Here is a 24,860-nt window from a genome sequence, read left to right on the forward strand (position 1 = left end):
GAGGTAGAAATAAGCTAATTTTAGAACAAAATAGTTATGCATTTTTTACCTGAAGCACTTGATGATTATGTTGTGAAACATACTGAAAATGAACCGGAATTGTTACAACAGTTAACACGGGAGACTTTTCAGAAAATATTACAACCCAGAATGTCTAGCGGCCCATATCAAGGACGAGTACTCAGTATGATTTCAAAATTGGTTTCTCCAAAAAACATATTGGAAATAGGGACTTTTACAGGGTATTCGACCTTATGTTTAGCCGAGGGAATGCAATCTGATGGCGAATTACATACTATAGATATTAATGAGGAACTTTTTGACTTTCAACGGAAGTACTTTGATGCCTCTATTTATGGAACACAACTATTTCAGCATTTAGGAAATGCTCTAGATATTATTCCAGCATTAAATAAAACCTTTGATTTAGTTTTTATTGATGCCGATAAGGATAATTATGTGAATTATTTTAACTTAATTATCGATAAATTAAACCCAGGTGGTATTATTTTATCAGATAATGTATTGTGGAGTGGCAAGGTTATAGAGACACTTAATCCTAAAGATAAAATGACGAAAGCTGTATTAGATTATAATACTTTATTAAAAGAGGATAATAGAGTAGAAACTGTTTTGTTGCCCATAAGAGATGGCTTAACTATTAGCAAAAAGAAATAAAGGCCTTATTAAACGTCGTGATACATAAAGTTAGAGTTTTAAAAAGGCATTAAAATATTTTTTAATGGCTACAGCAATTTCTTTTGTTAATGGTGCCTGTTTTTTGATTTAATAGGGTTGGTTTTAAATATATAAGCAAAAAGTATTGCGAAAATAAAATAAACTGTAGCGAGAAAAATAACAATTTTAGAATGCATTTGTGTATTAAGAATCGCTTTAATAAAAGTAACAGACCCAACGCCAAAATGCATAAGGTTACCAATGGCAATAGGTCTATTATAAATGCCTCCAATATGCGTGCCTTTTGCCATCCAGTTTAAAAGACCAAAACCTAAGTATAATGCACTTAATATCTTAAAAAAGAGGAGTGTAATAGTATTGGGTTCAACTCTTAAATAGATTGCTATTTCACTTGGAAAAAAGGAAAGCAATAGCCCTATAATGGCCAAGAATAGAGCGCTTGATGTCATTATTATTTTTGTATTCATTTTTTCGATTACGAGTAATACTAACGAAATTCGTGGTTTTTAATTAAATATGGTACAATTTTATTTCTAAAAACAGGGTTGTAATAGATTTTTATGCCTATATGATATCGGTTATTTGATGTTTTTTATTTTTGTAACCCTTCTTTTAAAACATGTTCTATTCCTTCTAAGTGTTCACTAAATTGCATAAGCTGTGCAAGAACCTGTGTCATACCGTTTGAGTTTCCAAAGCCTTTGAGCTTGTTGTTTTTAGCAAATGTATCTTTAATCGTTTGCCAACGCTCTATTTCTGTGTGATCTATAGTGTCTGTAAGTTCTTTGTATTTTAACAGGTTGGCTTCGGCAGCATTGGTAAGGGTTTGCGATTCGTTTTCATAGTGTGATAATAAAATAATTTGTAGCTCTTGAGGGTTCATAATGGGCACTACTTTTGCCACTAATTTGTTCATGTCTCGATAGGAACCTTGTAGTTTAAAAGAAGGTTCTGTACGATAGTTATCATCCATAGCAGCCGATTTGATGTAGGTTTCATTAACTTTTAAAACGGTATTACGAATGGTGATAACTTTTTCTAATACCGCTAAGTATTCTTGTATTTCTTGTTTACTATGGTTCCCTTTTAAAGTTAAATTATCACGATTTCCAGATTCTACAACATTTATTAATTGATAGATGTCTTCAAAATATTTACTGCTTAATTGGTGTAGAATAGGGTTTGAGGTTAAGGCATTCTCAATTAAGCTTAATTTAAATAAATCTGCGGTATCTCCAATAATGTCTCCCAAATTATAAATATCTGCACGATTGGCTAACATATCAGGGATTTGAAATTTTTCTCCGCTTTCGGTGTATGGGTTTCCAGCCATAATTACACAAAACTTCTTACTACGTAAATCGTAGGTTTTTGGTTTTCCATTATAAACACCTTCTATTTTACGAGTGCCATCTGAAAGGGATATGAATTTTTGTAAAAATTCAGGGTTACAGTGTTGTATGTCGTCTAAATACAACATCACATTATTACCCATTTCAAAAGCAAGGTTGAGCTTATTCAGTTCTTCTCGGGCAGCGGAGTTATTTGCTGTTAGCGGATCTACAGAAGTAACTTCATGCCCAATAGAAGGACCGTTTATTTTCATAAATATAAGACCTAGGCGGTTTGCCAAATATTCCATTAAAGTTGTTTTTCCATAACCAGGAGGAGATATAAGTAATAGCATTCCCATCCGGTCAGTACGTTTATTACTACCTACACTTCCTAGTTGTTTCGCTAAGTTATCACCAAACAATGGTAAGTAAACCTTATCTATAAGTTTATTTCTCACAAAAGAGGATAAAACTCTTGGTTTAAATTCGTCAAGCTTTAGCTGTTCTTTTAATGTTTCGGTAACGGTATGTTTGGCTTCACGAAAGGTTTTAAAAGCAGGGACTTCTATTGAATAAAAATGTTGTAGTTGGTTTATAAAATGATGATAACTAAACTTGAAATGTCCTTCATTAATGGTTGTATGATTGCCTTTTAAGTTCTGTATCTCTAAAAGAGGACTAACGTGAATAATATTTGCGTTTGCTTCATTTTTAAAAAGTAGAAGTGCTACAATTTCATAAATGTACTCTCTGTATTCAGGGACTTGAGATTTAACAAATGAGCTTACCCATTGTGTTGCTAATTGCAGCGCTTCTGTTGTAATATTTTTAGTGTCTAGAGTTGTTTTAATTGCGGTATTAAAGCTTACAGTCGCATTTTTACTTTCTAAAACTTTTGTAAAGCTGTTACGTAGTTCGTGAGCTGTTTTACTTATGCAAAAAGTATTGTTGGTTTGTAATTCCTCAAATAAATAAGCAGCCGTTTCAAATTCAAGGGGATTGGGACTTGTTGTGTAATGTTCGGAAATGAGACTGTGAAATGTAGCGTGTTTTAATTCGTGACTTAGGGCTTTTATAATTATTTGGTATTCTTTACTATTCGGGAAAGCTTTTAAAACCTCTCCAGAAGCCTTTATTTTTTGATTCCAGATTATCTTGGATTCTGTATCTAATGCATTCCAAAAGAATTGTCCATAAGCTCTAACGATGGCAGGGTAACGCAATAGCCCTAAATCATGATGTTTATTAATTAAGGCTTTTAAAATTAGACAGGCATCCTCGTCATGAACGCCTTTTATATAGCCTTCTGAATAGTTTTTACTGCTTTCATTTTTTACAAGCTCAAGTAAAGCTGTTTCGTTTAACGTTTTTAAATCAATAGTGGTATCTGTAAATATTTTATATGCTAAATAAGATGCTCTGTAAACATTTTTGTTTTCTGATATTAATTCTTGATCCCAATATTTTTTGGAACTAATAAGCGTGTTGTCTTCAATAGTTTGATAAAAATCGGTTCCTGTTAAATGGTATTTTAACTTTTCATCTTTATATACAATGGTAAGATCTAAAGGCTGTTTGTTAACCCCAAACTTATGTTGTCCGAGTCGCATAACGTTTTCTCCATCTTCATATAAATCTTGGGTATCTTTTAATTTTCTAACGGCATCTTCTTTAGCAACCTTAAGTCCTGTTTCTATAGCTTCTGCTTTTCCTCCATCGTCTAAGTCTTTTAGATTAGAGATGATATCTCGAATTTTATTAATCATTAGATCGGAAGCAAAGTACCCGTTAATTTCAATAGTCGTTTTAAAGTGAAGTGCTTTTTTGGTGATGCCTTTTAAAATGCGATTGGCAGCGGTTTCAAGTGCTATGGCTTTTTTATTTCGGGCTTCTACAAGGCTGTTTTTTCTAGCTTCAAAAGCATTATAGACCTCTTCTCTTTTTTCAATAATAAGAACGATAAAATCTTCAAAATCTGCAAACCGTCCTTCTAAATCTTCTAATTGTACAGACACTTTATTTAATAATTCATCTGTTTTTTCTGGCGTATTAGCAATGTCTAAATAATTAATAATACTTTGATCTACTAATTTTAGTTGTGCTGTAAACTCTGCTGAAGCTTCTTTTTCTCCTAAGGTTTTTAGTTTGTTTTTTAAGCCCGCTTTTAGCTGATTAATAGTAGCAAATATTAATGAAATATTATCGATAATTTGAGTAGAATGGGAGGCGTCTTCTATGTTTAAGTTAGAGACAATATCGATAAGCATTTCTAAATCTGTAGCAATTTGATTGACTTCTGTTTCTAATGCTTTGGCAGCGATAACTTTTTTTATAGTATCTAAGGCTATTTTTTTTTCCGAGACACGTTTATGGTATGGTGTAAGTGCTTTATCGTCTAATAAAAATGAGACACAGCGTTGGGAAATTTTCTCATTTTGAGTCGCAATTTCTGCTTCTAATGTGATTATGAAATGATTATTGATATAGCGTATCTCGTTTAAACCAATAACTTCACCTCTAAGTGTGCGTAATTGCGATAATACTAATACAAAATCTTCAATAGATTTGAAGGTGCTACTTTTAATTTTTCCAAAAATACCATCTGCTTTATTTTGGGTGTCTCTGGTTATGTTTGCGGCTGTTTTACGGAGTTGTACTACTTTTTCAAATTCATCAACAGCTGCATTGGCTGCAGCATTTAATTCGGAAAGTGGTTGATTAATAAGAAATGTTTCGGGTGCTGTTATCCAATAATAGCTATTTAAAATATCGTTTGAAAATTTAGCAATATCATTATACAAACCATCATAACTATCTTCTTTATTTAATAGTGTAATTAAGGCTTGACATTCTGCCATAGCCTTAACAATGTCTTTGTTTCCTATTTTATATAACAGAGTGTCGGTATGCTCAGAAGGAAGGGTATTACCTTTTATAAACGGCGTTTGCCAAATCTGGATAACATGATGTTTGGTTTGCTCGTCTTCCGTTTTAAAATAACATAATTCACCATCCTTAAGAATGGTGTAGCCGTTACAAATAATAGGGGTTTTTACTTGTTGTTCTATCACATTGTATGACATGAGTACATACAAGCCTTTTTTACTTTCATAAAACACATATAAAAAGTCTTCCCCATTAGGAGAGCTTACTTTCTTTTTAAATTTAACGTTAGAAATACCTTGCTCAAACAACTTAAAATCTCCAGATTGCAAATAATAACCATTGGCAAAAATAATGCCTTGATCATCTGGTAATAGCAAGCAAGCATCTGCTATGCTTTCAATTTTTTTTACCTCTTGTATTTTGTGGTTGTATACAAAGTACCGTGGCGGTTCTTGAAACGGTTTAATTTCTAAAGCAATTAAATTCCCTAAATCGGCATACCGATATTGCCCATCATCTAAGGTTTGATCTGAGTGTACTACGGGTTCGCCATAAATGCCTTTACCATCCTCTGTATTGTCTTCTATTTTAATGGTTAAATCACCGCCTATAGTTTCAACAAAAACTTTATCTAAGATAGATACATGTGGGTGTTCTCCGTATACATGATGATCTCTACTAGGTTCTACCCAGTTAAATTCATGTTGATTTGGGAATTTAAATTCATGTTCGCTACGGTTATCAATGTATTGTAATTGGCCATCGTTAATAAGCCATTTAAATGTTTTGATATCTGTAATGCTTTCACTGAGCTGAAATACCATATGTAGATAATTTCCAATGATGGCAAATTTTGTAAAGACGGTATTTCTGTAATATTTATATAGATTGGTGAAATCGTTAATAAACAAGCTGTCTTCCAATACCGTTAAAGGTTGAATAATAAAATGGTCATCATTATAGATATAAATACTAAACACATCGGCAAGCGTAATGTCTGTACGAAGACCAAAATGAACATTATAACCCAATAGACAAATATTGTTTATGGTAACAATATCTCTGGCAATACAGTTGTTTTCGGTGTTAATACGATTATTAGCAATAAGTTTGGTTTCAACATTACCAAAAACGGTTTTACGAGCATCATTTAATTGTGATAGTCTTGAAAGAAGTTCACTTTTTTGCTTTTGTAAACGGCCTTGAATAATTTCATAGGTGCCGCCGTCAAGTTGTATCTTGTTATCTGTATTAGTTTGTTCCATAGTGAATATCCAGTGAATTGTATGCTTGTAATGTTAAGCGATTTGATTATTAATCTAGGAAATGAATGTGCTATAAATTCTCTGTATATGTTACCGAGATTTTATGAGATCCCTAGAAGTAATAAGTCTTATTGTTTTGGAAATGAGGTAGATGCTAAATTGTAATTGATTGATTGATTAAAGTTGTAATGTGGCTGCCTAAAAAATAAAGCCCTTTACTACGATTCGTAATAATTAGATATTTATTTTTTAGACAGCGGCATTAGATTATCTTAATTTCGTATCAGCTAGACCTAAACCGTTAGCTAGGTTTGCCAGATTATTAAATAGTGTTTCTTCATTTGTATTTGCTGTTTTAGATTTTAAATCCATGAGCAAATTAGCAACACTTAGATTTTTGATGTCTTCAGAAGAGATCCCATATTTAGTTGCAAAATCTTTAATTTTATTTAATAAATTTCCTTTAACATCATCGCTTCCTAGAATGGCGTCTTTAACTTCTGTAATGTTATTTGAGTGGTTCACAAGTCGGTCTATACCTTTAGATTTTGTGATTTGTCCAATAATTTGATCGAAGAACATCGTTTCACCACCTACAATATCAATATTAGCGGCTCTTAAAGCTTCCCCAATAACATTGGCTTGAGCATCAGCAATTTCTTTTTGAATATTAATTTCGGCTAAATCTACTTTTAGTTCTTTATCTAAGCGTAATTTAAACTCTTCATGCTCTTTACCAACACCGTCTAGCTTTTTCATAGCATTTGCTTTTTCTTCAATACCAACCGCTTCAGCAAGGGCTTGTTCTTTAATAACTTCGGCTTGGGCCACACCTTCTTCTTTTACGGCTTCTGCTTTGGCTAGAATACCAGCGGCTTCTGCTTTAGCTTTTTTCTCAATAATAGTAGCTTCAACTAAGCCTTGGCGTTCATGAGCATCAGCTTTTGCGTGCATTACTTGTGCTTCAGATAGTCCTATTGTTGCTTCTTCTTTAGCTTTAGCTTCTGCTAATGTTTTTCTAGCTTCTGCTTCTTTTTCACTAGCATGTTTTTTAGCTTCTGCTTCAATATTAATTTCTTCTGCTTTTTGTTTAGAGGCTTCTTTTTCGGCTTCTGCAGCTTTTATTGTTTTAATTAATTCTTCTTGGGCATTTGCTTCAGCAATTGTGATTTTTACTTGTTTTTGTCTGTCTGCCGTTTTAAATGCTTGAATATCTTTCATGTTTTCCTGCTCTTCTACAACGCCTTTTTCAAGCATAACGCGATCACGAATAACATCTTGAATGCTTTTTTTCTCAACTTCAACGACTTTTTCTTTTTCAATTTGTGCTAAAGTTACAATGCGTTCTCTTTCGGTGGCTTCTAGCATTCTATCTTTTTCTACACGTTCTGTTTCTACAACATCGGTACGTTGTTTGTTTTTGGAAGCGACTATAATTTGTCGTTCCATATTCTCTTCGGCCACTTTTACTTTTTCTTCGGTAAAAATTCTGGCACTTTCAGATTTTAGACGTTCTTCTTCAGCTACTTTTAATGTTTCTGCTTCTTCTCGAGCTTTTATATTAGCGATTTCTCTTTTTTGTTGTTCTTCTTTTTCTGCTAATTGTTTGTCTAATTCTAGAATGGCTTCGCGTGCTTCTACATCTTGTTTTCTAATAACTTTTTCTTCATCGCGTTTAATAAGGTTGGCCTTCATATTTTGTTCTGCCGTAAGCTCTGTAATTTTTTTAATCCCTTCGGCATCAAGAATATTATCAGACTTTAAAAAGCTAACAGGGGTTTGCTCTAAGTAATCTATGGCACAATCTTCTAAAGTGTACCCATTAAGGTCGGTACCAATAATATCGACAATTTCATCACGAAACTCTCTACGGGCTTCGTATAATTCTACAAATTGAAACTTTTTACCAACGGTTTTTAAGGCTTCAGAGAATTTTGCTTCGAAAAGCTCTTCTAAGGTCGCGATGTCTGAGGCTCTTTCACAGCCTACCGTTTGTGCTACTTTTTTTATAAAATCTACTTCATTATTTACTCTTACAAAAAAGGCTACTTTAATATCGGCACGCATATTGTCCTTACACAATAGGCCATTATCTCCAATACGTTCAATCTGGATTTTTTTTACAGAAATATCCATAATTTCTACTCTATGAAATACTGGTACGACGTACAAGCCTTTGTCTGTAGCAACTTTGGTGCCTTTAAAACCGGTTCTTACTAAGGCCTCTCCTTGAGGAACTTTTTTATAGAATAAGGCTATAATTGCAAAATAAATTATAATTAAGAAAAGAATAAGTCCAATGCCTATTCCAATAAATTGTGGGATGTGTTCCATAGTTAATATTTGGTTTTGCTTTTAATGAATTTAGATTAGTTGTTTTTAAAAATTAATGTCGTTTATATTGAATTGATCCTGATTGGCCTTTTCGAAAGGGAGTACCCAATAAAAATTCTTATCGTCAGATTGTTGTACAATTAGAATGTCTTGCTTGTATTTAAGGGGTTTACTATCGTATGATTTTGCATAAATAGACATTGGGTTTCCATTGGCTATTACCTCTGCAGAACCCATTTTTTCTCCAGAAATAGATGATAACATAATCCCTTTTTCTCCTGCTAAGTTTATTGGAAAGTCTCCATCTGGATTTAAGTTTTTAAAGAAATTTTTAAAGGGTGTTGTAACTATTTTAGTTAAAATTAAAGACGGTAATATGCCTACTAACAGTAGGGTGTAACCATAAGTTGTATTATAAGATTCTGTAAAGCTTGTAGCAATTACTGTACACAACCACCAAATAAAAATCCAGCTTGTAAAAGTGAACATAAATGGAAGGCCAACAAAATTAAAATAGACTAATACCAGTTGCCACCATTCTAATTTTTTTTGAGGGTTTTTGATGACATCGTCTTTATTTATTTCGGTATTGGTAAGATCGCTAAAGGCTGTTGTGCCTGTGTCAATATCTATGTCGGTATCTACATCGATATCGACGTCAATGTCTAAGTCAAAATCAATTCCAGAAATCATATTGAAAAACCAATAGATAATAAGTAAAATCACAAGGATACTTAATGTGATATTTACAGGGGAAAAAGCAATGTCAGCAATAGTTTTCAATAGCAAAGCGGTTTTAGTGACTGTTTTTTTTGAGAATAATTTTGGCAAACAATATTAAGTAATATTTTTCAGGTTACTATAATAGTATTCTCATTATATTATTTAACATTTTACAGTTATAGATCTATTTATATGTGTTTTAAAGCTTATAAATGTTACAGTAAATTTAAAATTTATTAGATTTTGAGAGGTAACGCTACAGCCCATATAACTATAAAGGGGCACAGCGGACTTAACCATTTTTAAATGTTAGAATCAAAAAACATAAAAGGAATAGTGCTAAGGAAACAATGCTACTTGAGATTTTTGTTGTATGTTTTTTTTTTTTTTTTTTGGTTTAGTGTGTTGATTTGTAGTAGGTTATTGTTTTGTACTCTTAGTGTGAGCTGTTATTTTAATCCCATCCAAGTGTTAAATGCAGCGGTGCTATTTTGACTCGTTTTTAAGAGGTGTGCTTTAATATGAATGGCCACCGTGTTTTTAGTGTAACGCGATATTTTTTCGATATAATTTTTATTAACAAGTTCGCTCCTGTTGATTTTAAAGAATATTTCAGGATTGAGTATTGCTTGTATTTCTTTAAGAGAGGTTTGATTTAATAGGTGTTTTTTGTTGGTAGAATCGTGGGCAAAAAGAACACCATAATCGGACTGAATAAAAAGCAGGTCTTTAACTTTTAAAAAATAAATTTCATTATTTGATTTCACTGGGATATAGGCCTTATATTCAGGTTTTACCACTAACTTATTCTGATAATAGGTCTCCAGTTTGTTGAAAAGCTCATGGTGATCAGGCTTCATTTTGTTTTTTAACGCGGTGTATTTTTGCCAAGCTTTCTCAAAGCGATTGTAGTTATAAGGTTTTAATAAGTATTCAATACCACTTGTTTCAAAAGCATGCATCCAAAATTGATCGTAAGCTGTAGCGAAAATAATGGGAAAACTGAGCGTTAATTGATTATAGGCTTCAAAAACATTACCATCTCGTAATTCTATATCCGAAAAAATTAAATCTATATTAGTCTCAGTTTTTAAAAAAGAGACTGTATCGGCAACTGTTTCAATTTCTTTTACGATTTTAATCGGTTCACCGAGTTTATGGATATAGTTTTTAAGCTTTGTTCTTGCAGGAGCTTCATCCTCTATAATTACGACTTTAATCATTGCCATTCATTTTAATAAAAGGTAGGGTAACGGTAAAACGATCTTCAGTATCTTTAATACTAATCGCAGCATGTGTTAACAACCAAAATTGTTTAGATAGGTTTTTTAAGGCAATACCGTTCCCTTTTTGTTTTTTATTTTTAGCGATTTTATTATTTGTTATTTTAATACCATCTTTAATTGAAATGCGTATAATAACAGGGTTTTGTGATGTGCCTAAATTATGTACAATGGCGTTTTCAACGAGCACCTGTAAGCAAAACGGAGGAACAATTGTATTGGTGTTTTTAAGTGTTTCTTCAATCTGTAATTGATAGTAGCCTTGGTATTTTTTTTCCATTAACTCAAAATAGTTTTGAGTAAAGCTTAATTCTTCTTGAATCGTAATGAGTTCGCTGTTAGCATTTTTTATAACATAACGATACAGTTCTGAAAATTGGCTTAAAAAACGAGACGCTTTTTCTTTATCTTCTTCGATGAGTTGATCTAATATATTTAAATTGTTAAAAAGAAAATGTGGGTTTAATTGCGCTTTAAGCTGCTGTATTTTACTTTTTGAATGACTTAATTTGTATGCGTTTAGTCTTTTTTTATAGTCTCTATTTTCTTTCGAGTATAAATAGGCTAAAGAAAACCCACCAAAAATAATAAAATCGATAATTTGTTTGAATACACGGTAGGTGATTTGATATGAGGAATTAAAGTTTCTGGAAACCGTATTAAAAGCAACCGATAGAAGACCTCCAAAAAGGTTAACAATAAGCAGATATCCTATAAAACTGATACCAAAAAATTTTAAATAAACCCATAGTGACGGGGTTTTGTTTAGCGTACTATTTTTAATTTTTATTTTAATAAAGTCTACAAATATAAAAATGAGGAATGCGTCTATAAAAACCCAAAAAGGGGCATCGGGGTGAAACACAAAATCATTCCATGAGTTTGAAAAGCCTATTTTATTTTTAAGGGTTAGAATCCAACTAAATAAAAATAAAAACAGAATGAATGCTTGATTGTCTTTTAGGTATTGAACAGCTTTTTTCATATTTAATAGGGGTAAATATATAGCATTTGCGATGAAAATTTTTAATAAACCATCATCGCAAATTTTTTAATTTTATTTGTTTGTTGGCCAGGAGTTTACTTTGTTCCCCTTTTGATCAAACATTTCTAATCGAACATTATTTTTTGAATCGATACAAAACATAGCTCTCATATTTCCTTCATCATCATAAAGAAATAGTCCGTTTGGACGTCCTTTACCACGGTTTCCTAGCTCTACTCTTTTTGTAATGCCTATGAGTCCCTTTTTTACATATTCATCATATTTTTGTTGCTTTAGTGTGTTGTCTTTTATCTCGTTTAATTCCGCCCAAATTTTGGTAGTATTAGATTGTGTGGCGTTTTCTGGTAAATCGTTAAAAACTAAAGAGCTACGTGATTTGTTTTTGCCATTGCGTTTTGCATCTGTATGTAGAAGTTGCATTGCTTGATCACCGTCGTATTTATCAAATGTTAAGGATAATCCTGAGCTATGTCCATTTTCTTTTTTGCTTCCATCGTAAATAAAACCACCACATTCAATGCCATCTTCGTTAAAAAATAACATTCCTGCGCGTTTTTTGCGTCCAATATTTGTAGCTCTATTGTTTATTGAATCTTTTCCGTTAGGAAATTCTGCAACATTGGTAATTATCATTTTTGTGGTGCCATCGTTTTCTACAATATTAATACGTTCTACATCTATGGTTTTAAATTTTTTATTACCAGATTGCTTAAACGCTACAGAAGCAAAGGTTAAAATGCCTAAAGCCGTTGTAATTGCAAATGTTCTTAAAAAGGTGAGTTCTCTGTTTGTATTTTTCATTATGAATAGATTTGATAATTAATAATACCTCAAAACTACAGGTTATAAGGGCCTTAAAAAATACGTTTCTTATGAATGCAGGAAAAATGAAATAGAACTAAGGAAAAATAGGGTTAAGGACTACATAACGTTATGGTTTATTATACTCTATCTATCATAGATATTGTGTTTAATACGCAATGGGCAATAATTAAAGGCCAGAGATTTCTGCCAAACTTAACATACGCTATCCCCATGATTAAGCCTATTAGTCCAACTCTAATAGATCTATCTGATATGTCATAAGAGTGTCTAAATCCAAAAATTAATGCTTGTAATATGACGGCAAGAACTGTTGCGATTGTTGTTGTAGAAAATAACTTTTCAAACCAATTTATTAAAAAGCCTCTATCTAGTAATTCTTCTAAAGTAGATTCAATTAAAACTGCAGGTATTATTGTAAAGAATAGTGTCCAATTTCCTTTTAGCGCCCCAAATTTAGATGCAGAATTTTCAGAATAATTTTTTTGTTCTACAGCAAAAGGGAGGTGTTCCTTAATTATTTCAAATAACATTATAGAAAGAATTATTGCAATTAAAATACCAATAGTTGTAAGTACCGTTTTTTTGAGATTCTCAGGTTTTTGTAGGCCTAAATCTTTCCACGTTATATTACGTGCTTTCATTCTCCAGATGGCTATGGTTAATGTCGAAAATGACCAAAAAAGACCATTTATTATAAAGCTTATACTTGGGAAATAAAGTTCTCGAATTAAGAACATTACAGCAATGTAAATAACCAAGTCAAAGAAGTAACCTTTATAATTAGTTTGATTTATTAAATGGGGTGCCGTTTTCTCTTGCTTTGTGGACATACAGATGATTTTTTAGGATTAATATTTATATGACGATACAATCTAAAAAAAAGTTGCATTTTAGTCTAATTATTTGTCAGTGAGTTTAATACAATTAAATAGAACGCTTTTAATGCTTGTTCGTATTAAGCGATATGACATAAATTATCTTGTGTTTTATAAAGCGTATTTAATGCGTTATTGTATGATGTGTGAGCTTGGTCTTGAGTCGTTTAACTCTTCGACTTAGATGTTAACGGTCACTGGATGTTATTACTGCTATTTATTTGTTTATAGGGTTTTGCCACTTTTTCCAAACGGGGCTTAAGTTAACTCCTGTAGCTTTGGAGAGTATGGCTTCGATGTCATCATATTGAAACGCCTTTTTATTAACTTCAGACCATTTTAATAAGCCCAGAATAGCATTTTTAAGTGTTTTTTTACCTTGTGTTTTTTGCTGTATAAGCATATCGAGTTCGTATGCTAAAAGAGCGCCTCTAGAGAACAGGTTTTTGCCTATTCTAAAGTCCATAGAATATTGCGTGGAGCCTAATATGGATAACTCTTTTAAGGATTTATTCTGAATATAAAGAGGGGCAGAATTAATAATTGTTTTGAAGACAGTTAAAATAGATTTAATCTTTAAAATCTTATAAAAAGTGATATACCAAATAAAGCCTTCGTTTAGCCAAATGGTTTCAATTATTGGAGCTGTTTGCCATTCAAAAGGTCTGTAGCCAGAGCCAAACGAACGTAGCGGGAGCCAAGCGTGTCCCATATGATGCATAATACTACCTATTTTAGCCTGTTTTTCTTTTTTTATAATTGCTTTAGAAACCTCTAAGCTAGCAGTCATACTGTTTAAATGTTCCATTGAAAAACCGTAGTTGTGGTGTTTTGAAATAGGATTTAAAAACTCGTAACATATTGTATAATGTGGCATAGGAATATACCCAAAGTAATGGGCTAACGCGTTAAGCGATAATACCCCTCTTCTTCCAATTTCCTCAATATTAATTGGTGTTTCGGCATAGGCCGCGATAAATAAAGGGATTTTGGATTGTTTTACTTGAAAAACCTGAACAGAATCTCCTAATAGAAATTGAGCATCTGCTAATAATGCAAAATGCTTTATTTTAAAAAATGCTCTGCCTTTATTTTTGTGAATTGAAGGGTTTAAAGTACTAAAAATGGGCCAGTCTTTAGTTGTGTTAACTGTTAAAGTGAGCGCTTTATTTTCAAAACCCTCAATAAAACCAAAAACAGAATAACCTAAAATACCGAGGTAGTGTGCTCTTATTTTTGAACTCGCATAACTACCTAATAGATTTAATTCCATTTGTTTTATATCGACATCATAGCTAATTTTTTTTAATGTTTCATCTTTTGCATTAAATATAAAATAAGAACCATCACCAACAGTTCCTTGCAAAATGTTACCAGTAGTCGAATAGCCTTTAATATTATTAATAAAGCTTAAATAGTTTGTTATTTCGTATGTTCCAGGCGCACTTCTTGGAATTATAAATTTTAGAGTATTAGTACTAATAGCATCGAATTCTAACTTAATATTAATTTTTTGTGAATTTGGCGTATGATTAAGGGTATATCTTATTTTGTCTTGCGTGAATGCACTATTAAAACAAAGAAGTATTAGTAATAATACTATAATCTTTTTCATATTGTAAAGCTCAGCATATAAAATATAATTAGAGTAAAAAAGGGACTTTAGGTGCATAATTTAAGCTAATATAGATTGTTTAGTCTCTAAAGATAGGCTTATATAATTAGGTCTGCTGTGTCAATGTATTTATAATAAATGTCTAATATAAAGAGACTTATAAATATATATATATAGTGAATGTTTAATAAAGGGAGTAGTAAGTAAGGTTTTTTAATTGAAGTAAAATTTGGGAACTGTTTTTTAAACTTTAGGAATACTAAATATTAGCTCTGTTTTTTTAGCTCTGTTTTATGTTTTCTTGTTATAACTATAATAATTGTAGTTATTATAAATAAAATTATTTTGCCAGCTAGATAGCCGTATCCATATTCGGTAAGTCTATTTAAGTCATACATAAGTATATTTAAAATATTTATAAGAAGTGTAATAGAAATTCCTATTGCGATGTAAAAAATAATTTTTTTCATATAAAAGAAAAAGAGAGTTTATTATTTTTATAATAAACTCTCTTTTAAGAATGTTATCTGGTTACTGTAGTTGTAGTAGGAGTGTATATTCCGAAAGTAACTGCAGAAAGTAACCCATTTACAAAAGATTGTCTAGTGTGAACAGTATAGTTTTCTGCTCCATCAGCCATTTGTTTTGCATCTGAAACTCCAACAGGAGCCAATCCATAAACTACGTAGTGATTCCATTTTGTGGTTTGATTATTACCTTTAGCTCCAGATCCAACGACATTAGTGTAAGAATAACAAGAAGTTAATAGCATTGACGCAGCAAATACTACTGACATCATTTTCATTGTTTTTTTAATCATTGTTTAAAATTTAAATATTTATTAGTAATACTTATTTTTAACTAACAGTTTGTAGTGTTTAGTGTAGTTATTATAGTAGGTGATTCTTAGTTAAGAAAAACGATTAAAGTTTTTATTTTATTAGTAGGGGTTAAAATGGTTAGTGGGTTTTTATTTTTTGCCAAATATATTTAAATAAATGAATTAAGACTAAAAAAAATGTGAAAAAATAGAAGGTTTTTGTTAAAACTGAAAATTTAATATTTATCTTGCGAGAAGTAATTATCAATTTAAACAGTCTTTAATCAGTTATTATATTTAGAGAGTACATAATAGGTTGTTAAAACTAATGTTAGTGATTGTAGAGTTAAAATTTATTTATAATATATGTTTTAAAAATTATATTGAATAATACCTTTCATGAAAAAAGGTGTTCCTGGTGTAAAGTGTATTTCTTCCACAGGAGCAGATTCATTTTGTAATCTGGATTCGGTTGCAAATTGAGTTTCATTCCATTCCGTATCAAATAAGTTTTGAATTTGAATACCAAGACTAAGTTTTTTCCATTTATAACCTGCGTTTAAATCTGTAATAGTGTAACCTTTGGCTACTATGGAATTATCTTCATTGGCCGGGCGATTAGCTAAATGTCGAACGGTTGCACCGCCATAAAATCCAGATTTAAATAATAAGTTTATACCACTTACCAAAGTAAAATCGGGTGCTAGTGGGATATAATTTGCTTCCTCGGGTTCGTCAATAGCACGCGCATAAGTATAGTTGGCATCTAAATTCCAAAACAGCCATGGTAAGGGGTGATAGCGGTAACTTAAATCGATACCTTGTCGTCTTGTTTTTCCACTTGGTTCTACGATTCCAGCATCTCCAATATATACAAATTCTTGCTCCAAATATAAATGCCAATATGCCATATTTAATACCATTTTTGGTGTGGGCTTCCAAATGTAACCGAGATCGAGGCTGTATGCGGCAGGCAGTATTTTTTTACCTGCTTCGGCTATTACCACTCTGGTGTCGTTAGAATGAAAACCTTTCCCTGTTTTTAAATACAGTTGTAAGTTGGAGGTTGGATTGTAAAGTACATTAAACTTTGGACTTAAAATCGCTTTCGTCTCATTCTGTGTTTTATAGGTAGGAATCAATTTGTCATTGTATTGAAAATCAAAATGGTCAACTCGAATAGAAGGGTTAAATGTCCATTTTTTTATGTCAATACTTGTTCCTAAATAAGCTCCTAAATTGGTTTCGTTAATAGTTCCTAACTGAATTTGCTCTAAGGTTTCATTTCTGTTTACGGTATGTGAAAGTGCGTTGTCTTTACTTTGATCATTTCTAAAACTAATGCCTGCTTGCCAACTTCCTTCTATGGTTCCATTTGAAAATGATTTGTTGTATTCGCTGTTTAAGCCATAAATGGATCTGTGTTCTTTTTGTTTTATTTGGTCTCCATTTATAGGGTCTTCTAAGAAGAAGGTGAAGTTAGAATACAATTCAAAGTCGTATTTACTTATATAAACAGAACTTTTTAATGTTGATTTTTCATCAATAATTTTATCGTAATTTATTAAAGCGTTGTTTCTTGAAGTGTTTCCACCTTCGGTATCATCAATAGCGCCAAATCTAGAGATTAAACCACTGTCAATTGCTCTTTGTGGAATTTGGCCAGAAGCATCCCATTTACTGCTGAAATGAGAAAAAGTAAAGCCAATTTTATCTGTATTAGATACGAATCCGGTGTATTTTCCAAAGAGGTTTACTCTATTAAAATTCTGAGGGCTATCATAAGGGCCGTCTAATGACAAAAATTCGGTAGCCACATAAGCGTTGTGTTTGTTGTTTTCAAGTAAATTAAACATTCCTAACAAACGATGCGTGCCAAATTGGCCAGCTTCTAGTTTTATAGAACTGTTTTTCAATTTTTGCTTGGTCATAAAATTTATGTATCCTGCGGTATTAAAATTGCCTTTATTTTGATAATAGGGGCCTTTGCCAAAGTCAATTTTTTCTATGGTTTCGGGAATTACAAAATGTAAATCGGCATAGCCTTGTCCGTGAGCATGTGATACCATGTTTACAGGAAGTCCGTCTACTGTTATGTTAATATCTGTACCGTGGTCAATATCAAAACCACGTAGAAAAATTTGTTCTGCTTTACCACCTCCAGCATGCTGCCCTATAAATAAGCCAGGCACTTTTCTTAAGACATCTTGTGAAGAGTTTACAGGGGTTGTTTGTATGTCAATATCTGTTATTATATGAAGGGCATTAATTTTTGGAGAAATTACGACTTCATTTAAATTGATTGTATTTTGGTATAATATAATGTTTAAAGGTGTTTTTAAATCTACTACAACTACTATTTCGCTTTTATAGTTGGTGTGATAAAATTGTAAAGAATCTCCAACAGAGCTATTTTCAAAAATAAATTCACCGTGTTCATTTGAATGGGTGTGTTGCTCTGTATTTTTATTTAAAATAGTGATTTCTGGTATTGGTTGTTGGTATTCGTTAACAACTATTCCTGTAAGCGTTTGTGCTAGTATAGCCCCTTTAATAAATAGGGAAACGAAGGTCAAAAGTTTTAATTTCATTTTAATTTCTGGTAATAACTTTTTTGTATGGTGTTTATTTTTAAGGTCTTGTATTAAAATAGGGTGATAGGTTAAAAAATAATGCGATGCCATTAAATGGGATCCCATATTCCCTGTTTTTAAAAGCTAAATATAAGAGTAATCTTATAGGATTATAGCATTACATTGTGTTTTTTGTAAGGGGTTTTATATGTGTGTTTTTCAGAAGGGTTTATTTGAGATAAATTTGTTTTTTTACTGCATTTTGTAAGGTGAAATCTGGATGTTTTTATGATGATAATTATAATCGTTATTTATTTTTAATCCAGTTAGTTTTTGTTGCGCTTAGTTTGTTATTCTGCGCTCAAATTTTATTTTTCTAATTCTGCATTCAGTTTGCTATTGTTTAACTTCTTTAAAATCAAATTTTTTATATAATGCAGTAGCAGGTTCATTTTCCAGTCCAGTTTCTACAACAAAAAGATGTGAATCAAATGTATTTAAAACGAATGTCATTATTTTTTTGCAATTCCTTGTCTAAAAAAGGATGGATTAACAACTAAACTATGAATGTCTGTAAAGTTATTGTTATGCGCGATTTCGATTATTCCAGCGAATTCTCCATCTTTCAAGTATCCGAAAAAGGCTGTGTTACTATTGATATATTTTTTAAGAGGTCTTTTTAAAGGAGGGAAATTAGTAACATTTAGTAATTCTGCTTCTATTTTATATGATAATTGAAAAAGTGAACGTATTTTTTTAGATACTTCTATGTCACTGTTTTGGAGCCTTTCAATCATTTATGCTATGGTTTATTAATGTGTGTTTACCTCGTTTACACCAATTAAAGGTTAGGGGTTACACTATATTAGTTTTTAACCTTGTTAATTGTTGTTTATTTCTTATGTGTTATCAGTAGTAAAGCAACTCAAAAATAAGATTCTATACAAGACTGTCAAAATGTCACTAGTTATAGCTTTTAATAGTGTTGGTTTTAACAGAGTAAAAGCTCCTATAAAGGAGCTTTTGGGTTTTTTTAATGTTTTTAGATATTTGTGCAATAGTTATCATTGTTACAAATATTTTATTCATAATATTCATAAGTAATTGTTTCTGTTCCATCAGTTCTTGAGATCGCATAATCATCATTATCATATGTATATGTATAGTTTTTTACTGAAATTACAGAATTGGTTGATAAGTCAGTTATAATTTCTGAAGTTGGATTATTTACAAATGAGAAGAAATCATCGATTAGAATAATATTAGGCTCAAAGTTTAAAAATGGACTTTTTTTAGTGTCATAAGTAAATGTTAATTTTTGGTTAGAAATAGCAGTATTTAAGTAATCGTATTTTTTTGAAATTACATTGCTATTTGAATCATATTCAAAAGAAGATTCTTCTGAGTATGTGGTTTGACCATGACCTATATATTGAATATTGTCTATATTGGCATTATTAAATGAATATAGGTATCGTTCGTCAAGAGTTGTAGTATCATAAAAATCTTGTCTTTCTATAAGTAGCCCGTTATTATAAAGGTACTGTTCAATTGAACCGTCAGAAACTCCGCTTAAATCTTGAAATTCTGCTCTGTCTAAAACACCATTGTCGTAATAGAATTGTTTTATGAAACCATCTTCTGCTCCAGTGCTTTCTATTCGGTCAATTTTTTCGTCTGTGTTATAGAAAAAAGATATGGAATAATTATCATATCCGCTAAAGGTCATTTTTTTGAGTAATTTAGTTGTTTTCTCGGGTGTTTGGTCGTTAGTTGCATTATTGTCATCTGATGAACAGGACAAAATTGTTAATCCAATAAAAAAAATAAGTGTTAATTTCAGTTTTTTCATTTCGTAATTTTTAGTTTAAATTGTTGGTAACGGTTTCGTATAAGATTAGTGTGGGATTTTGATAATCTGTGGAGTATCTGTCGCGTAACTAAGCTTATACTTAAATGTATGTTTTTATCGGTTTAAAAGTAATCAATTAAGGATGAGTGACATTATAAAAAATTACAAAATTTGGAGTAAACCTAAAAACCACATTAATTATAGCTATTGTGCCTGTTGCTCAACTTTGTCGTAAAGGGATTTAAAAGCGATTTAGTTATTTCTTAACTTTAGTTATGCTAGGCAAAAAAGACTCGCAATAAAAATTGGTTTCTCATTTTTAATGGAGCGAATGCATTCCAATACACCATTTTTACCGCAAGTTAAACGGGGGATTACATTTAGAATATGCTTTAATCTAGCCTTTTTATGGCCAAAGTGGTTAGAAAAATATTGTCTCTGTTGTTTTCTTTAAATTATGTTTGGTGGGGTGATTTGGATAAGATTAATTATATTTTTTTATGTATTGTAATGGCACACTGTTTTTACGAAGTGGCGTAGAAGTGAATTGAAATGTGTGTAACACGGAAGTTTTAGCTAAAAAGGTTAACTAACCGCAACTATATAGGGCTTTAATAGGGCTTTAACGTGGAGTATCTATGGCGTAAACATTAACTAAGCATCTGCATGACCTAGTTTAGCCCCAAAATAGATCGGAGTGGTATTTTAAATTTCATTGTAAAAAATGTAAAAGTAGATGCTAAAACAGTGAGGCATTTGTTTTGTGTTCTAAAACGCTTGTTTAGACCTCAAATAAAACTGTTAGAACTAATATAATAGGCATCCTAAAATTTAAATAGTGTTGGTTTTAATAAAATAAAAGCTCCTGTATAAGGAGCTTTTGAATGTTTTTTTTGTTTTTAGAGAATTTTGCAACGATTAGCTTTGTTGTAAAACGTTTTTTACTCAATTTCCAATTTTAGCGAATCAAACGAATCAGATTTAATTCCGATTAGGCCATATTTTGTTTCCCCCTTTTTAATCAAAGTTCCATTAATATTATATTTCAACATTTCAGTTTTGAATTTTTTATTAGCAGAACCAGCTGCAATCATATTACCTCCAGCCAAACCTGGACCAACTACAAGTCCAATTGGTGTTGAGCTCGTTTGTTCTCCATTCGAGTCTGATGTATATAGATTTAATGGTGTTAGAAGTAAATACCACAGATAGGATGCAGGGCTTTGTTTTAATGTTTTAAATACTTTATCATTTTCCATCACATAAATCTGAGTCCCATTTTCGTATGTTAATTTAGCATCTCTGCCGAACATTATGTCTTTTTCAGAGTTATTAGTTATTTTAATTGCAACTAATTTCACTCCTTTTTTCTCTTCTTTTTTCGCGTATTTTTTGTCAAGTAAATCATACCTATATTCAAGTTTTACATTATCAGTTTCATTCGTTGAAACATAATTGATTGTTTTAGGCTCAATCATTTTGTAGCCAGATGCACAACTCGTCAAGGAAACTATTGCAATAAATAAAAAGGGGATTTTAATAATTCTCATTTAGTTTAATTTGATTGTTAATGTTTTTTTAAATGTTTTATAACGTTTAAATATATGTGTTGTTTGGTTATAATCGTTTACGTAGCGAAAGCGAAGATAAACTATTTTGCAAATGACACATATGGTTTAATGTAAAATGTGTTTTAATGCATTTTCACATAGTGTTGTAGAGTGTTTTTTATTTCTTTTTATATTTCCGTTTCTAAATTCAATTTCTATTTTTTTCGTCATCCCATCCTCGCTTTAAAGCGTATGCTATTGATTCACTAACAAATTTAGGAGTCACAATTTTAGGCTCGAAATCAGGAGGTCTATTTTCTTTATCATTTACATAAAGCCAGACATCATACCATCCAAAATCTACTGTCAATAAACTGTTTTTAGCTTCATCTGAAATCACAAAAATCTTTTCGCTAAACCACCAGTAGAACTCCCGATTGTCAACTCTTATTTTCCTTAAACTCTTTTTTAAAATCGCCATATAAGAAGTTGTTTAAAATTTGAATTCCAACCCAAGATATTCTTCTGCCATGGTTTTAATTAATAACTCAAAGTCGTCAAAAATTCTAATCTTCTCATCTTTGTAATTTGACTCGTCAGATACATCATTACCATCAAAATTGTATGTATGCAATTGAAATGAGTCTCTCGTTGGGTTTAATCGAATAGTATAAGAGACATCATTTTGTGTTAGATAAAATGCTTTCAATCCTTTTCCATTTTTCAGCCTTTTATATGTTCTTTTATTGTCCATTTCAATACTCTACAACAGTCTTGTGTCTGGTGGCGTAGTATCCCGTAGGGTGCTATGAACTATACATTTTGTGGCTGTTGCACAAGTTTGTTGCTAAAGATAGTAAAGGGATTTAAAAGCGATTTAGTTATTTCTTAACTTTAGTTATACAAGGCAAAAAAGAGTACCAAGAAAAATTATTTTCTCATTTTTAATGGAGTGAACGCATTCCGAAACACAACTTTTACCGCAAGTTAAAAGCGGTATTACATTTAGAATATGCTTTAATCTAGCCTTTTTATGGCCAAAGTGGTTAGAAAAGTATTGATCCTGTTGTGTTCTTTAAATTATGTTTGGTGGGGTGATTTGGATAAGGTTAAATATATTTTACTTAAAATAATCTCTTAAAAGTTTTTTATGTATTGTAATGGCACACTGTTTTTACGAAATGGCGTAGAAGTGAATTGAAATGTGTGCAACATGGGGTTTTAGCTAAAAAGGTTGACTAACCGCAATTAACCGCAACTATATAGGGCTTTAATAGGGCTTTAATAGGGAGTATCTATGGCGTAAACATTAACTAAGCATCTGCATGGCCTAGTTTAGCCCCAAAATAGATCGGAGTGGTATTTTAAATTTCATTGTAAAAAATGTAAAAGTAGATGCTAAAACAGTGAGGCATTTGTTTTGTGTTCTAAAACGCTTGTTTAGACCTCAAATAAAATTGTTAGAACTAATATAATAGGCATCCTAAAATTTAAATGGTGTTGGTTTTAATCGATAGAATTCCCCGAGGCTCTGCCTCGAGGTAGTTCATTAAAATAAAAGCTCCTGTATAAGGAGCTTTTAAATGTTTTTAGAGGCTTGTGCCACGATTACCAGTGTTGTGCAACGTTTTTTATTTATTTTTCAGGTCAAATCCTAAATTCAGTTGTAACATAATTGGCCAAATATTTCCATTTCTGTTTGTGTCAATATAATATTGAGGTCCAACGTCAAAAAGTAAATGGAAATTTTTTCCATATTTTCTTTGAATTCCCCAAGTTGGTCCAAAAGCAAAATCAAAGTCTGAAGTTCGGTTTACATTTTCCGCTATTGAATTCCCACGAGCTATAAATCTTAATGACACAAAATTCCCAGAGTTATTTTCCGTATTTCGGTTTTTCCCGTTTCTCTTATTTATATTATAAAACCATTTTTGTTGAAAATCAGCGAATGGACTAATTATATAAATAAATCCACTTCCTCCAAAAGTCAAATCAGGATATCCTCCTCCGTAACCAATTCCGAGAGCGGAAGAAAAAGCAGAGTATTGTCCTGTCGGAATTTCCAATTCAATCGCAGGATTCAAAAAATTCACACGCCAAATTTTTTCAGTTCCAATGTCATTTTTTTCTTGAGCATAATTTAATGTCACTATAAGTCCAAAAATTAATGTAAGTAAGATTTTTTTCATTCAATGTTATTTTTGAGATTTAATTATTTGAGAAATTTAGTCAAGAATTATGCCGTTTCCACAACGTTGCACAATGTCCCCGTATATGATTAGTGTCCCGCAGGGCATTAATTATATGCGATGTGCCTGTTGCACAAGTTTGTTGCTATGGCGTAAACATTAACTAAGCATCTGCATGACCTAGTTTAGCCCCAAAATAGATCGGAGTGGTATTTTAAATTTCATTGTAAAAAATGTAAAAGTAGATGCTAAAATAATGAGGCATTTGTTTTGTGTTCTAAAACGCTTGTTTAGGCCCCAAATAAAGCTATTAGAACTAATATAATAGGCATCCTAAAACTTAAATAGTATTGGTTTTAACAAAGTAAAAGCCCTTGTAAAAGAATATTTTTTTATAGACTTGTGCAACGATTACTGTTGTTGTGCAGCGTTTTTATTATCCCATTGTTTTTTGATATAATTCTTCATAAATGGGATCTTCCGTAATATTACTAAGCTTTTCATTTAGATATTTTATTTCGTTAATTTTATTTTTTATCATTTCTGTTGAAACCCCTTTGTTTTTGATTAAATCAACAATTCCACCAATTAAGTATCCAGCTGCAAAACTAATAAGACTTCTTTCTTTATTTTCCTTTGAGATGAAATGATCTATTTCGTTTTCTAATATCGAAGGATATTTATTGATTAAACTTAAAGTAAATTTTGAGTTTCGTTCATTTGCAATTTCTTTAAGAGTCGATATATTTCTTTCGTGTATTCTTAGAAACTCCCTACCATTTGAAATTAAATTGACATTTTTATCAAATTGAGAAATCAATTGTAATGATTTAATTAATATTTTTTTTTCAGAATCATTCATTGTTTAAAAGTCAGTTTAATTATGTGGGGTTGAGTTTAATATATTACATCATTTAATAATCCTATTTCATATGTTCGTTAAGGGACATAGTTTACACAAGTTAAAGATTAGGGTTTACACTAAATTAGTTTCTAACCTTGTAGATTGTTGTTTGTTTCTAAGCTGCTTT

19 protein-coding genes are annotated in these 24,860 nt (G+C 31.3%); 1 reads left to right on the forward strand and 18 read right to left on the reverse strand.

Annotated elements, in window-relative coordinates; translation table 11 throughout:
* The first annotated feature begins 36 nt into the window (after window positions 1–36).
* Window positions 37–678 (forward strand): O-methyltransferase, encoded by a 642-nt coding sequence (locus tag AC2D8I_RS14280; RefSeq protein WP_484706701.1) that lies wholly within the window; start codon window positions 37–39, stop codon window positions 676–678.
* Between the two features lie 86 nt (window positions 679–764).
* Here AC2D8I_RS14280 and AC2D8I_RS14285 read toward each other — a convergent pair whose 3' ends face one another.
* From AC2D8I_RS14285 to AC2D8I_RS14370, 18 genes are all read right to left on the reverse strand, one after another.
* A complete protein-coding gene (locus tag AC2D8I_RS14285) occupies window positions 765–1,166 on the reverse strand; it encodes a hypothetical protein (protein ID WP_484706702.1) in 402 nt (133 codons plus the stop codon).
* 125 nt (window positions 1,167–1,291) lie between these two features.
* Window positions 1,292–6,184, reverse strand: coding sequence for a DNA repair ATPase (locus tag AC2D8I_RS14290; protein WP_484706703.1), 4,893 nt, complete (start codon window positions 6,182–6,184; stop codon window positions 1,292–1,294).
* A 267-nt stretch (window positions 6,185–6,451) separates the two neighbouring features.
* Window positions 6,452–8,518: a flotillin family protein gene (locus AC2D8I_RS14295; protein ID WP_484706704.1), complete on the reverse strand. Its 2,067-nt coding sequence runs from the start codon at window positions 8,516–8,518 to the stop codon at window positions 6,452–6,454.
* A 45-nt stretch (window positions 8,519–8,563) separates the two neighbouring features.
* Window positions 8,564–9,301 carry a hypothetical protein gene (locus AC2D8I_RS14300; RefSeq protein WP_484706705.1) on the reverse strand — a complete coding sequence of 246 codons (738 nt, stop codon included), beginning with the start codon at window positions 9,299–9,301 and terminating at the stop codon, window positions 8,564–8,566.
* Window positions 9,302–9,690: 389 nt separating this feature from the next.
* Entirely contained in the window at window positions 9,691–10,464 is a 774-nt protein-coding gene (locus AC2D8I_RS14305) for a LytR/AlgR family response regulator transcription factor (RefSeq protein ID WP_484706706.1), read from the reverse strand.
* Window positions 10,457–11,509: a sensor histidine kinase gene (locus tag AC2D8I_RS14310; RefSeq protein ID WP_484706707.1), complete on the reverse strand. Its 1,053-nt coding sequence runs from the start codon at window positions 11,507–11,509 to the stop codon at window positions 10,457–10,459. The genes AC2D8I_RS14305 and AC2D8I_RS14310 overlap by 8 nt, the downstream gene beginning before the upstream one ends.
* Window positions 11,510–11,581: 72 nt before the next feature.
* The gene (locus AC2D8I_RS14315) at window positions 11,582–12,331 is read right to left on the reverse strand and encodes a hypothetical protein (RefSeq protein ID WP_484706708.1); all 750 of its coding nucleotides are present in this window, start codon (window positions 12,329–12,331) and stop codon (window positions 11,582–11,584) included.
* A 140-nt stretch (window positions 12,332–12,471) separates the two neighbouring features.
* Window positions 12,472–13,185: a CPBP family intramembrane glutamic endopeptidase gene (locus AC2D8I_RS14320; protein ID WP_484706709.1), complete on the reverse strand. Its 714-nt coding sequence runs from the start codon at window positions 13,183–13,185 to the stop codon at window positions 12,472–12,474.
* A 262-nt stretch (window positions 13,186–13,447) separates the two neighbouring features.
* Window positions 13,448–14,845: a M61 family metallopeptidase gene (locus tag AC2D8I_RS14325; protein ID WP_484706710.1), complete on the reverse strand. Its 1,398-nt coding sequence runs from the start codon at window positions 14,843–14,845 to the stop codon at window positions 13,448–13,450.
* A gap of 523 nt (window positions 14,846–15,368) precedes the next feature.
* Entirely contained in the window at window positions 15,369–15,644 is a 276-nt protein-coding gene (locus AC2D8I_RS14330; protein WP_484706711.1) for a Bor family protein, read from the reverse strand.
* Window positions 15,645–16,036: 392 nt separating this feature from the next.
* A complete protein-coding gene (locus tag AC2D8I_RS14335) occupies window positions 16,037–18,364 on the reverse strand; it encodes a TonB-dependent receptor (protein ID WP_484706712.1) in 2,328 nt (775 codons plus the stop codon).
* A gap of 386 nt (window positions 18,365–18,750) precedes the next feature.
* The gene (locus tag AC2D8I_RS14340) at window positions 18,751–19,035 is read right to left on the reverse strand and encodes a GNAT family N-acetyltransferase (protein WP_484706713.1); all 285 of its coding nucleotides are present in this window, start codon (window positions 19,033–19,035) and stop codon (window positions 18,751–18,753) included.
* 284 nt (window positions 19,036–19,319) lie between these two features.
* Window positions 19,320–20,090 (reverse strand): hypothetical protein, encoded by a 771-nt coding sequence (locus AC2D8I_RS14345; protein ID WP_484706714.1) that lies wholly within the window; start codon window positions 20,088–20,090, stop codon window positions 19,320–19,322.
* 941 nt (window positions 20,091–21,031) lie between these two features.
* Complete coding sequence (locus tag AC2D8I_RS14350; RefSeq protein ID WP_484706715.1) at window positions 21,032–21,640, reverse strand: hypothetical protein; 609 nt, start codon at window positions 21,638–21,640, stop codon at window positions 21,032–21,034.
* 208 nt (window positions 21,641–21,848) lie between these two features.
* Window positions 21,849–22,121 carry a hypothetical protein gene (locus tag AC2D8I_RS14355; protein WP_484706716.1) on the reverse strand — a complete coding sequence of 91 codons (273 nt, stop codon included), beginning with the start codon at window positions 22,119–22,121 and terminating at the stop codon, window positions 21,849–21,851.
* A gap of 12 nt (window positions 22,122–22,133) precedes the next feature.
* Window positions 22,134–22,349: a hypothetical protein gene (locus AC2D8I_RS14360; protein WP_484706717.1), complete on the reverse strand. Its 216-nt coding sequence runs from the start codon at window positions 22,347–22,349 to the stop codon at window positions 22,134–22,136.
* A 922-nt stretch (window positions 22,350–23,271) separates the two neighbouring features.
* Complete coding sequence (locus AC2D8I_RS14365; protein WP_484706718.1) at window positions 23,272–23,829, reverse strand: hypothetical protein; 558 nt, start codon at window positions 23,827–23,829, stop codon at window positions 23,272–23,274.
* 436 nt (window positions 23,830–24,265) lie between these two features.
* Window positions 24,266–24,691, reverse strand: a complete 426-nt coding sequence (locus AC2D8I_RS14370; protein WP_484706720.1) for a hypothetical protein — start codon at window positions 24,689–24,691, stop codon at window positions 24,266–24,268.
* Window positions 24,692–24,860: the final 169 nt, after the last annotated feature.

The organism is Lacinutrix sp. YIN62, from assembly GCF_057219185.1.